The sequence below is a fragment of the Streptomyces sp. WM4235 genome, assembly GCF_001279725.1.
GTDB lineage: Bacteria > Actinomycetota > Actinomycetes > Streptomycetales > Streptomycetaceae > Streptomyces.
This window is the reverse complement of record NZ_LGDE01000442.1, coordinates 20,716-31,877: the sequence shown is the minus strand read 5'-3', so window position 1 is coordinate 31,877 and position 11,162 is coordinate 20,716. Positions and strand designations below refer to the sequence as shown.

Annotated in this window: 12 protein-coding genes; 9 read left to right on the top strand and 3 right to left on the bottom strand. The window is 70.4% G+C overall.

Annotated elements, in window-relative coordinates:
- The first annotated feature begins 201 nt into the window (after positions 1-201).
- The 8 genes from ADK55_RS29620 (at position 202) to ADK55_RS29590 (ending at position 6,955) form a co-directional block, all read left to right on the top strand.
- Complete coding sequence (locus ADK55_RS29620) at positions 202-858, top strand: HAD family hydrolase (RefSeq protein ID WP_053682976.1); 657 nt, start codon at positions 202-204, stop codon at positions 856-858.
- A gap of 107 nt (positions 859-965) precedes the next feature.
- Complete coding sequence (locus tag ADK55_RS29615) at positions 966-2,192, top strand: MFS transporter (protein WP_053682974.1); 1,227 nt, start codon at positions 966-968, stop codon at positions 2,190-2,192.
- A complete protein-coding gene (locus ADK55_RS29610) occupies positions 2,143-3,312 on the top strand; it encodes an acetoin utilization protein AcuC (protein WP_234350306.1) in 1,170 nt (389 codons plus the stop codon). Before ADK55_RS29615 ends, ADK55_RS29610 begins: the two co-directional genes overlap by 50 nt.
- Before the next feature lie 106 nt (positions 3,313-3,418).
- Positions 3,419-4,249: a phosphatase gene (locus ADK55_RS29605; protein WP_053682970.1), complete on the top strand. Its 831-nt coding sequence runs from the start codon at positions 3,419-3,421 to the stop codon at positions 4,247-4,249.
- 114 nt (positions 4,250-4,363) lie between these two features.
- Positions 4,364-4,573 carry a helix-turn-helix domain-containing protein gene (locus ADK55_RS29600; protein WP_008738568.1) on the top strand — a complete coding sequence of 70 codons (210 nt, stop codon included), beginning with the start codon at positions 4,364-4,366 and terminating at the stop codon, positions 4,571-4,573.
- Between the two features lie 140 nt (positions 4,574-4,713).
- Positions 4,714-4,812 (top strand): 30S ribosomal protein bS22, encoded by a 99-nt coding sequence (locus ADK55_RS37000; protein ID WP_003948845.1) that lies wholly within the window; start codon positions 4,714-4,716, stop codon positions 4,810-4,812.
- A 95-nt stretch (positions 4,813-4,907) separates the two neighbouring features.
- Entirely contained in the window at positions 4,908-5,981 is a 1,074-nt protein-coding gene (locus ADK55_RS29595; RefSeq protein ID WP_053682980.1) for an NAD-dependent epimerase/dehydratase family protein, read from the top strand.
- Positions 5,981-6,955 carry a lysophospholipid acyltransferase family protein gene (locus ADK55_RS29590; protein ID WP_053682968.1) on the top strand — a complete coding sequence of 325 codons (975 nt, stop codon included), beginning with the start codon at positions 5,981-5,983 and terminating at the stop codon, positions 6,953-6,955. The genes ADK55_RS29595 and ADK55_RS29590 overlap by 1 nt, the downstream gene beginning before the upstream one ends.
- Positions 6,956-7,021: 66 nt before the next feature.
- On the opposite strand, the gene ADK55_RS29585 is transcribed toward ADK55_RS29590, so the two are convergent.
- The 3 genes from ADK55_RS29585 to ADK55_RS29575 form a co-directional block, all read right to left on the bottom strand.
- The gene (locus ADK55_RS29585; protein ID WP_053682967.1) at positions 7,022-8,224 is read right to left on the bottom strand and encodes a DUF5667 domain-containing protein; all 1,203 of its coding nucleotides are present in this window, start codon (positions 8,222-8,224) and stop codon (positions 7,022-7,024) included.
- A gap of 231 nt (positions 8,225-8,455) precedes the next feature.
- On the bottom strand, positions 8,456-9,262 hold the full coding sequence (locus ADK55_RS29580; protein ID WP_053682965.1) for an ECF subfamily RNA polymerase sigma factor, BldN family: 807 nt from the start codon (positions 9,260-9,262) through the stop codon (positions 8,456-8,458).
- Between the two features lie 394 nt (positions 9,263-9,656).
- Positions 9,657-10,661, bottom strand: a complete 1,005-nt coding sequence (locus tag ADK55_RS29575; RefSeq protein WP_053682963.1) for an HAD family hydrolase — start codon at positions 10,659-10,661, stop codon at positions 9,657-9,659.
- 180 nt (positions 10,662-10,841) lie between these two features.
- Between ADK55_RS29575 and ADK55_RS29570 the strand changes: the two genes are divergently transcribed.
- A complete protein-coding gene (locus ADK55_RS29570; protein ID WP_053682979.1) occupies positions 10,842-11,120 on the top strand; it encodes a glutaredoxin family protein in 279 nt (92 codons plus the stop codon).
- Positions 11,121-11,162 lie beyond the last annotated feature (42 nt).

The following is an 11,162-nucleotide window of genomic DNA, read 5'->3' as shown; positions in this document are numbered from 1 at the left end:
TGCAGGGGGGACCCTGTGGGAGAGTAGGACGCCGCCGAACAATCATTGTGGGAAAGCCCCGCACCCTTCAGGGTGCGGGGCTTTTCTGCGTTCCGGGCCCTTTTCCCGTTCCCGTGGGCCGCGGCGCCGGCCGCAGTCGACACCCGGATGCCCGGCATGGGCTCGGAAGAGAACCGTGCCTGCGGCTCGTAGTGTGAACGTATGGGCTATGACCTCGTGATCTTCGACAACGACGGCGTGCTGGTGGACAGTGAGCCGATCTCCAACCGCATCCTCGCCGGGTACCTGACGGAACTGGGGCACCCCACCACCTATGACGAGTCGCTGCGCGACTACATGGGGGCCGCCGTGCACCGGGTGCACGATCTCGTGCAGGAGCGGACCGGGCAGCCGCTGCCCGGGGACTTCGACGAGACGCTCCATGCGCGGACCACCGCCGCCTTCGAACGCGAGCTGCGACCCGTCGAAGGAATCGAGGACGTGCTCGGCGCGCTGACCGCACAAGGAGTCGCGTACTGCCTGGCCTCCTCCGGGAGCCACGAGAAGATCCGGGCCGGCCACCAGGCGGCCGGGATCGACGGATGGTTCGAGGAAGAGTGGATCTTCAGCTCACAGGACGTCGGCCGGGGGAAGCCCGACCCCGATCTCTTCCTGCACGCGGCCGACCGCATGGGCTTCGCACCCGCGCGGTGCGTGGTCGTCGAGGACAGCCCGCTCGGGGTGCGGGCCGCGGTGGCCGCCGGCATGGACGTGCTCGGATTCACCGGGATGATGCCGGCCGACCGGCTCACCGGTGCGACCAGCTGCTTCGGCGACATGAAGGAGCTGACCCGGCTCCTCGGACTGGACGCCTACTGACCGCCCCGGCGACGGCCCGACCCGCCCGGTCCGCGTTCGATCACTGTTCCGAATCGGTACGTGATCTCTCTACCCACGGGTAGTCCGCGCCCCTACGCTGTGCCGCCATGACAGAAGACGTGCGGCTGCGCCGCGGGCGCGGGTCCCTGGGGTTCAGCTTCTTCGTGCAGGGTGTGACCTTCGCCCTCCTCGTGACGCGCATCCCCGCGATCCAGGACCAGTACGGGATATCCGACGGGTTGCTGCCCGCCTTCCTCGCCGCCGTGCCCATCCTCGCCGGCGTCGCCAGCGTCGCCACCGAGCACCTGGTGAAGCGCGTCGCCCCGAGCGTGGTGCTGCGATGGGCCCAGCCACTGGTGCTGTTGGCGCTGCTCGGCGTCGGGGCCGGCGACCAGATGTGGCACGTGGCCGTGGCCCTGGGGGCGTTCGGGTTCTCCGTCGGGGCGCTCGACGCCTCCATGAACATGCTCGGAGTCAGCCTGCAGCGGGCGTACGGGCGCAGCATCATGCTGGGTTTCCACGCCTCGTACAGCCTGGGCGGGATCGTCGGCGCCTCGGCCGCCTGGGCGGGGGCGCACTGGCACCTGGGGCTGTTCAGCAGCTACCTGCCGGCCGTGGTGGTGCTGTTGCCGCTCGCGGTGCTCGGGAGCCGGTACTACGTGGACAGGCGGGAGACCGCCGGGGGCCTGCCGGACACCGAGAAGGGGCTGGGGGCCGGCGGGTTCAAGCTGCTGCTGCCGCTGTGCCTGGTGATGGCGTGCGCGTACATCGGGGACTCGACGGTGTCGAACTGGAGCGCCAAGTACCTCCAGGACGTGCTGGGCAGTTCGGAGCAGCTCGCCACGGTCCCCTACAACGTGTACATGGTGACCACCCTGATCGGTCGGTCCGTCGGTGACCTGGGCGTACGACGCTTCGGGGCCGTGGCCGTCGTCCGGGGCGGGACGCTGGTCGCCGCGCTCGGCTTCGGGGTGGTGGCGGTGGCGCCGGGGGCGTGGACGGGGATGCTCGGGTTCACGTTGTTGGGCATCGGGCTGTGCGTGATCGTCCCGCAGACCTTCGCGGCGGCGGGCCGGCTGTTCCCCGGGGCGTCGGCGGACACGGCCATCGCCCGGCTGAACATCTTCAACTACGTGGGGTTCCTCGTCGGGGCGCCGCTCGTGGGCGGCCTCGGCGATGCCTGGAGCTATCGGGGCGCGATGCTGGTGCCGATGGTGTTGGTGTCGGTGACGTTGTTCCATGCCCGCTCGTTCGGCTCGGACGGTGCCCGATACGGTGTCGGGCATGAGCGGCCGCGGGTTGTTGATGTGGGACGAGGCGGTAACGAGGTATGACTTCGGACCGAGCCATCCGATGGACCCGGTGCGTCTGGCGCTGACCATGGGCCTGGTGCGAGCCTTCGGGCTGGACCGGGACATGGAGGTACGGGCGGCGCGCGCGGCCGGTGATTCGACGTTGCGGCTCGTGCACCGCGAGGACTACGTCGCGGCGGTGCGCGAGGTGTCGGCGGACCCGGGGGTGGCCGACGGCTCGTACGGGCTCGGGACCGTCGACGATCCGGCGTTCCACGGGATGCACGAGGCGTCCGCGTTGATCGCCGGGCAGTCGGTGGCGGCGGCGGAGGCGATCTGGCGCGGCGAGGCCGGGCACGCGGTGAACTTCGCGGGCGGGCTGCACCACGCCATGCCCGGCGGGGCGGCCGGTTTCTGCGTGTACAACGACGCGGCGCTCGCGGTCGCGCGGTTGCTGGAGCTCGGTGCCGAGCGGGTCGCGTACGTGGACGTGGACGTGCACCACGGTGACGGGGTGCAGACGGCGTTCTGGGACGACCCGCGCGTGCTGACGATCTCGCTCCACGAGCATCCGCGGACCCTGTTCCCCCAGACCGGATGGCCCGAGGAGACGGGTGGGCCGGCCGCCGAAGGGTCGGCGGTCAACGTGGCGCTGCCGGCCGGGACCGGGGACGAGGGCTGGTTGCGTGCCTTCCACGCGAGCGTGCCGGAGCTGCTGGCGGACTTCCGGCCGCAGGTGCTGGTGAGCCAGCACGGGGCGGACACGCACTTCGAGGATCCGCTGGCACACCTCGCGGTGTCGTTGGACGCGCAACGCGCGGTCCAGGAGGCCTGTCACGCCCTGGCGCACGAGCACGCGGACGGTCGGTGGCTGGCGTTGGGCGGCGGCGGGTACGCGGTGGTGGACGTCGTGCCGAGGTCCTGGACGCACCTGGTGGGGATCGCGGCGCACCGGCCGGTGGATCCCGCGGCGGCGGTCCCCGACGCCTGGCGCGACGAGGTGTACGCGCGGACCCGGGAGCCCGCGCCGCGCCGGATGACGGACGGGCGGACCGTCTCCTGGCGGGACTGGGAAGAGGGCTACGATCCGGCCGACCGGATCGATCAGGCCGTACTGGCGATGCGCAAGGCGGTCTTCCCGCTGCGCGGGATGCTGACGTAGCGGGAGCGGGCCGGCGGGCGGGACACGAGATGCATCGTTACGCCAACTGTGGGGCTGTTCGCAGGAATTGAGACTCCGCCCCGTTCGGTGCGGGAGCATCGGCAGGGTGTTGAGCACCGGAGCGTTGCGCGCGCACCTGCTGGCCGCCCGGTTGGCCGGGCCCGTCGCCACGTCGCGGGAGGAAAGCCTGCGCAGTTACCGGCTGTTCGCGGCGAGGGATCCGCGGCTGCTGCTGGGGCTGGACCCGGAACGGGGTTGGGGCGAGAGTGATCTGCTGAGGCTGATGGCGGACAAGTGCGGTGTCTCGGCGGATCCCGCGCACGTCAGCGGGCCGGACGTGATCGACCCGGAGCGGACGGTGGCCGCGCTGGAGGCCTTCGCGGGGAGGTTGGGCGAGGCGGCCGGGGCGCGGTCACCCGTGCTGTTCGCGACCGGGCATCCCCACCGCCTCCTGGGGTTCTACGCCAGTTTGGCCGAGGCCCTGTCGGCGGTGGGATGTGTTGTCCTCACTCCGGCGCGGGGGGTGCGCATCGACATGGCGACCCGGTTCGGCGTACGCCCGCACAGCATCGATTACGTACGGGGAGTCGCATTGGTGCGGGAACCCGGCGCGCGGCCGGCGGGGAGTGCGACCGGCGCGCACACCCATTCACCGCTGCCGGTTCGGGTCGCGTTGGGGGCTCTGGCGGAGGCCGGCGAGCCGCTGCCGGAACTGGTGGTCGGGGACCACGGATGGGTCTGCGGTGCAGGTCAGCTGGGTGTGGACGCGATCGGGCTGGCCGATACGGACGATCCCGCGCTGTTCGTCGGCGAGGCCGAGGGGCGGGTCTCGGTGGCTGTTCCACTTGATGACGGGGTGCGCTCGGACTACTACCGACCGCTCACGCGCTACGTGCTCGGCCGGGCGGGGCTGCCTATGCGCCAGGAGTGGCTGTAGCTCCTCTTCCCCACTCGTATCACACGCCCCTACTCTGGGGAGTGAGCGTGCGACGACGGGGCGTAACCGGAGGGGAAGCCGGTGCCCGTCATGCGCGGAAGGTCAAGGTGTGTCATGGCTGCTGGCGAGAGGCCTCTCAGTGAGGTTCAGTTCCTGACCGTGGCGGAGGTCGCCTCGGTGATGCGAGTGTCGAAGATGACCGTGTACCGCCTGGTGCACAACGGTCATCTGCCCGCTATCCGGGTGGGCCGGTCCTTCCGGGTCCCCGAGAACGCGGTTCACGAGTACCTCCGAGAGTCCTATGTGGGGGTGGAGTCGGCCTGAGAATGACCGGCGAAAGCCCTCGGATTACAAGCTCAGAGTTTGGGCGGGTAGGCTAGGCCGACGTAGGTCGTGTGGGCCCAGACGCCCCGCACCGTTCTCCGTCAACGCGGGGATGTTCCGAGAAGTGAGCGAGGGTAGTCGTGGGCTCTGTTATCAAGAAGCGGCGCAAGCGGATGGCTAAGAAGAAGCACCGCAAGCTGCTCAAGCGCACCCGCGTCCAGCGCCGTAACAAGAAGTAAACGGCAGCTGTACGTGTTTTCCGCAGCCCCTCCACCATCCTGGTGGAGGGGCTGCGGTGCAGCCGGGGTACTTCTTCGAGGGAGGCGCTGAGCTCGTGGGGAAGGTCGTGCTCGTCACCGGGGCTGCCCGGCAGCTGGGAGGCCGCTTCGTGCGGCGCATCCAGCACGAACCGGACGTCGAGCGGGTGATCGCGGTGGATGCCGTGAGCCCGCCGCACCGGCTCGGTTCGGCCGAGTTCGTGCGGACGGACATCAGACAGTCGGCCATCGTCCGGGTGCTCGCGGAGCACTCCGTCGACACGGTGGTCCACCTGGCCGTCACCGGGGGCAGTGCGGGGTCGGGCGGTGCGCGCAGCGCCGTCAAGGAAACGAACGTCATCGGGACGATGCAGCTCCTCGGGGCCTGCCAGAAGTCGCCGACGGTGCGACGGCTCGTGGTGAAGTCCAGTACCAGTGTGTACGGGGGCACCTCGCGGGATCCGGCGGTCTTCACCGAGACCACGCAGCCGAAGTCGCTGCCTCCGGCCGGCTTCGCGAAGGACGCCGCCGAGGTCGAGGGGTACGTGCGGGGCTTCGCGCGAAGACGACCGGACGTGGCCGTGTGCGTGCTGCGGTTCGCGAACATCCTGGGTCCGTACGCGGATTCCGCGCTCGCCGAGTACTTCTCGATCCCGGTGATGCCGACCGTGTTGGGATACGACCCGAGGTTGCAGTTCGTTCACGAGGACGACGTGGTGGACGTGTTGCGGTTGGCGGCCGGGGAGCCCCGGCGCGGGACGCTCAACAGCGGGACCTTCAACATCGCCGGCGACGGGGTGTTGCTGCTGTCGCAGTGCGCGCGCCGGCTGGGGCGCCCGACGGTGCCGCTGTTGCTGCCCGCGGTGACGTGGGTGGGGTCGGCGTTGCGTGCGGTCGGGGTGACGGACTTCTCGCCCGAACAGATAAGGCTTCTGACGCACGGGCGGGTCGTGGAGACCACCCAGATGCGGGACACCCTCGGGTTCGCGCCCCTCTACACGACGGCGGAGACCTTCGCGGACTTCGCCCGGAGCCGGGGGAGCGGTCTGCTGCCGCCGGAGCGGGTCGGTCGCACTGTGGACCGGGTGGCGGGCATGCTGAAGGCGGATCTGTCGAGTGTGAAACCGGTGGCCGAGGGAGCGAAGAGATAGTGGCGGACGCGAAAGTCATCCCGTTCGACGAGGACCGGCCGCGTCGGCGGCCGCCGCGGCGGGTGCGGGTCGCGCCACCGGTCGAGCCCGATCCGGTGGTGGAGCCGGTCCCGGCCGAGCCCGCGACGGGCGGGGCGGGGTGGGACCGGAGGATCGCCGGCGGGCTGGCGTTCCTGCGGCGGCGGATCACCGGGGAGTACGAGGTCGATGACTTCGGCTACGACAAGGAGCTGACGGACCAGGTCCTGATGTCCTTGATGCGGCCGCTGTTCGACAAGTACTTCAGGGTCGAGGTCAAGGGCGTCGAGAACATCCCGAAGGAGGGCGGCGCGCTGATCGTGGCGAACCACTCCGGGACGTTGCCGCTGGACGGTCTGATGCTCCAGGTCGCGGTGCACGACCACCACCCCGCGGAGCGGCACCTGCGCCTGCTGGCGGCGGATCTGGTGTTCATGCTGCCGGTGGTGAACGAACTCGCCCGGAAGGCCGGGCACACGCTGGCCTGCGCGGAGGACGCGCAACGGCTGTTGGAGGCCGGGGAACTGGTCGGGGTGATGCCGGAGGGCTTCAAGGGGCTGGGCAAGCCCTTCGGGGACCGGTACAAGCTCCAGCGGTTCGGTCGGGGCGGGTTCGTGTCGACGGCGCTGCGCGCGGGAACGCCGATCGTGCCCTGCTCGATCGTGGGGGCGGAGGAGATCTACCCGATGGTCGGCAACGCGAAGACGCTGGCGCGGCTGCTGGGGGTCCCCTACTTCCCGATCACGCCGACGTTCCCGTTGCTGGGGCCGCTCGGCGCGGTGCCGTTGCCGACGAAGTGGACGATCCAGTTCGGGGAGCCGATTCCCACGGACGGGTACTCGGCGGAGGCCGCCGAGGATCCCATGTTGATGTTCAACCTCACGGACCAGGTGCGGGAGCAGATCCAACACACGCTGTACCGGCTGCTGGTGCAGCGGAGGTCGGTGTTCTTCTGAGCCGCTTCTTCCGAGCGGGTCCGTGTGAGGGCCGGAGGGGACTGTCGAGCAGTCCCCTCCGGCTTTTCACTCGGTGTCCTCCGCCTGGATGCCCAGCCCCGGCAGTAGGCCGGGGAGGAGCGGCGGGAGGGTGATGTCCGGCTGCGGGAGCTCCGGAGTGGTGGACGGGGGTGGGGTGGACTGGTCCTGCGACGGCGGGTGGAGCAGATCGCCCGTACCGCCGAGGAGGCCGCCGCCGGGGGCCGGGGTTTTGCTGGTACCCGGTGCCGGCGTGCTCGGGGTGGACGCCGCCGGGGCACCCGACGGGGGTGCGGACTTTTGTTTGCCCGCGGGCGTGCTCGGCTTCGCCGAGGTGCCCGGGGTGGAGCCGCGGGTCTGCGCCGGTGGCTTCGGCAGCAGGCCCTGGAGCGGCGCCACGTCCTCGTCTATGGCCTGGAAGACCGACTCCACTTCTCCGCCCACGTCGGTGAGCTGCGCCGGGAGCTTCTCCCGGAGCCGGCCCCACGCGTCGCGGTGGGAGCGGGAGAACGACGAGAGCGTCTGGATCGGTCCGAGGGAACCGTCCCGTTCGTACGCCGCCTGGAGGAGCCGGTGGCCCTCCGCCGCATCGTGTTTCATTCCCGCCAGCGCTCGGCGGATTTCGCCCAGGGACTCGTGGTCCAGTACGCCCGTCCGGCCCCGCTCCATCAGCCTGCGGGCCTCCGACAGCCGGTTCGAGGCCTGGTCCAGGTACAGCTCGCCCCGGTCCGAATCCTCGTCGGCCATCCCCAGCTTCAGATCCTCCATGCCCCGTTTGACGGGGTAGAGGGAGTCACCCGGTAGGGCGTCCGTGCTGGCAGCGGCCACGCCGCTGAAGGCCCCTGCGGCCACACCCACGGTGAGGCCACCTGCTGCGATGCCCTTGGACCAGCGGGAGCGGGGCCGCAATTTCCGGAGCGAGGTCGCCCGGTGGGCGCCGCGGCCGGTCCGCTGTTCGGGCACCAGAGGGTCGGCGGCGGCGCCTCCGGCCCTCTCCTCCATCACCATGGCCTCCATGGCTGCGACGAGCTGGGCTCGTTGCACCACTTTGACCTCGGGGTCCAGCGCTGGGCGCGGCATTTCGCCGAGCACGCTCGCCAGGGCCAACAACCGGTCGTGGTCGGCAGGTTCGGCAGGTGCCTCGGACTGCTCGGCCGCCGGGTCCGGTTCCGAAAGGTCGGATGGGGTCCGATCCTCCAGGGCCTGGGCGAAGGCGTTCGCCCGCCGGTGCGGAGTCACGTTCGCGATCACTGGCGGCACCTCCTCTCGTCATGACGATCGACTCCCCAAGGTGTCCGGAAGGTTGCCTGCCTTGAGCACATCCACACTTTCGAGTGAGCGGCTTCGGGCAGGGCGTGTCCACAGGGAGCCTGCATTCCGCACAACGAGCGGCGCGGCACTTGGGTTACGGACGAAGGATGATCGGACCACAGCGTCATCAGAGTCATCGGCAGGGGTTACAGAGTGTGAGTAGGGCCGCGGTCAGCGGGCGTCGTCCGGGAGCAGGCGGGCCAGCGTGCGGACCGCCCGGTACTGGAGCGTCTTGATGGCGCCCTCGTTCTTCCCCATGACTCTGGCCGTCTCGGCGACGGACAGGCCTTGGAGGAAGCGCAGGGTCACGCATTCCTGCTGCTGCGGGTTGAGTTTCCGTACGGCCTCCAGGAGGGCCGCGTTGGAGAGGGATTCGAGGACGGAGTCCTCGGGGCTGCGTTCCACCTCGTTGGCGTCGAGCATCTCGCCGGTGGTGACCTCCAGCCGGAAGCGGCTGGACTTGAAGTGGTCGGCCACCAGGTTGCGCGCGATCGTCACGAGCCAGGCCCCGAAGTCTCGGCCCTGCCAGGTGAAGGTGGAGATGCGGCGCAGCGCGCGCAGGAAGGTCTCGCTGGTGAGATCCTCCGCGGTCGCCTTGCCGCCGACGCGGTAGTAGATGTAGCGGTACACCGTGTCGCTGTACTGGTCGTAGAGCCGGCCGAAGGCCTCGGCCTCGCCGGCCTGGGCGCGTTCGACCAGGTCCATCATGCGGGCCTGGTCGCTGTCCGCCGTGGGGCGGCGGGCGGCGGGCGCGCCGGCGGCGGTGCCGCTTGAGCTTCCGCCCGAGCGGCCGCGTCTGCCCACGGTCGCTCCGCCGTCGGTCAGGGCATAGCAGGGACCGGCCGGGCCGAGGCCGGCAGGGATCGCGGCGAAGGCGGGGACGGCGTACGCGGTGGGGACGAAGCCACGCAGGTGGTCGAGGACCGTTGCGCGCAGCGTAGCCAGGCCCGAGGCGTCAACCCCGACAGGTGGGTACACGGGACTCCCAGAGGCAGAGCTTCCATCACGTGCAGTGCGGGACCGTTCACCCGTCGTGGCGACAGATGGGCGGTGGCATGCGTTTGAGGAGAATAACGCTTCGTACAGGCGGCGCTACACCCAGTTGCTCAAATCACCGGTTACGACACTTCTGTTGCGTGTCGAGGGCATATTCGGTCGCAGATGGTGATCGATTCTTGATCGGTTGGGTGCGCGGAATGGAAGCTTCCACAGTGGCTCGCGACCGAGTCGAGCCTGCGGGAGTGCCTCGCCGGACGTGGGGGTAAGGCTGGGGGAATGACCGCCGGGCGGTCCGCCCGGGGGCGGCGAAAAGCCGCCGGGCGCGGGCCGGGCGGCTTTTCGCAGGCGGGGTGAGGGAGCCGGGGCGGAGCGGCTACCTGCGGCGGCGGTGCAGGGCGATGGCGGCGGCGGTGCCGCCCGCGAGCGCGCCGACGCCGGCGGCCGCCGGGACGCCGACCTTCACGGCCTTGCGGCCGGTCCGATAGTCGCGCAGTCGCCAGTCGTGGGCACGGGCATGCTTGCGCAGTTTTGTGTCGGGATTGATCGCGTACGGATGTCCGACGAGCGACAGCATCGGGATGTCGTTGTGCGAATCGCTGTAGGCGGCGCAGCGGTCGAGGTCCAGGCCCTCGGCGCCGGCCAGGGCGCGTACGGCCTCGGCCTTGGCGGGGCCGTGCAGGGGTTCGCCGACCAGTCGGCCGGTGTAGACGCCGTCCACGGACTCGGCGACGGTGCCCAGGGCTCCGGTCAGGCCGAGGCGGCGGGCGATGATCGTGGCGGTCTCGACGGGGGCGGCGGTGACGAGCCAGACCTTCTGTCCGGCGTCGAGGTGGGCCTGGGCCAGGGCGCGGGTGCCCGGCCAGATCCGCTCGGCCATGTACTCGTCGTAGATCTCCTCGCCGATGGACATCAGCTCGGAGACCCGGTGGCCCTTGACGATGGACAGGGCGCTGTCGCGGGCGTCCTGCATGTGCTCGGGGTCCTCGACGCCCGCGAGTCGGAACCAGGCCTGCTGCCAGGCGAAGCGGGCGAGTTCGCGGCGCTGGAAGAACTCGCGCTTGTAGAGGCCGCGGCCGAAGTGGAAGATCGCGGCGCCCTGCATGACGGTGTTGTCGAGGTCGAAGAAGGCGGCGGCGAGGTCGTCGCCGGGGACCGGGAACTCGGGCTCGGCGGGCGCCTGCGGTGCTTCGGCGGCTTCCGCTTCCGCGATCGAGCGGGCGGCGTCCGGCGCGTCCGGCGTCGGATCCGGAGCCTCGTCGAAAGGTGGCGTCTCGGCCTGAGCGGTCTTGCGCGCTGCCTCGGCAGAGGCCTCGCCTGCCAGCACGCTCCGCGCGGTTGCGGAGCGCCTACGGGGGGTGAGCCATCCCAGAGCGGCCATGACGCGAGCATAGCCATTGTGTTCGGGAGTTCCCGAACCGATGGGAAACGGAGGTGTGAACTCTGCGAGGCGCGCGGTCCGTGCGCGGGGGTCGCGGGCGGCGCGGGTCGTTCCGTACGGGGTGCCGGCGGGCGCTGCCGAGGGGTCCCGAGGGGCGTGGGGGCGCGGGAGAATGAGGACATGAGTCCTCTGCTGCGTCGTAAGGAAAAGAAGCGCCCCGAGGAGCGGCTGGTCACGCTCGTGGGGAAGCCGGGGTGTCATCTGTGCGACGACGCCCAGTCGGTGATCGAGGAGGTCTGCGCGCAGACCGGGGCGCGGTGGGAGAAGAAGGACATCTCGCTGGACGAGGAGCTCTACCGCCGCCATTGGGAGCAGATTCCGGTGGTGCTGGTGGATGGTGAACAGCACACCTTCTGGAGGGTGAACCCTGAGAAGCTGCGTCGGGCATTGGAGGGCTGACCGTCCGGGCGGTTACCATCATGGGCGATTTGTGGGGACTCG

Excerpts from the sequence above, each read along its gene's own strand:
- ADK55_RS29620 (WP_053682976.1), top strand. The coding sequence starts at position 202 with ATGGGCTATGACCTCGTGATCTTCGACAACGACGGCGTGCTGGTGGAC.
- ADK55_RS29615 (WP_053682974.1), top strand. The coding sequence starts at position 966 with ATGACAGAAGACGTGCGGCTGCGCCGCGGGCGCGGGTCCCTGGGGTTC.
- ADK55_RS29610 (WP_234350306.1), top strand. The coding sequence starts at position 2,143 with ATGAGCGGCCGCGGGTTGTTGATGTGGGACGAGGCGGTAACGAGGTAT.
- ADK55_RS29570 (WP_053682979.1), top strand. The coding sequence starts at position 10,842 with ATGAGTCCTCTGCTGCGTCGTAAGGAAAAGAAGCGCCCCGAGGAGCGG.
- ADK55_RS29575 (WP_053682963.1), bottom strand. The coding sequence starts at position 10,661 with ATGGCCGCTCTGGGATGGCTCACCCCCCGTAGGCGCTCCGCAACCGCG.
- ADK55_RS29600 (WP_008738568.1), top strand. The coding sequence starts at position 4,364 with ATGGCTGCTGGCGAGAGGCCTCTCAGTGAGGTTCAGTTCCTGACCGTG.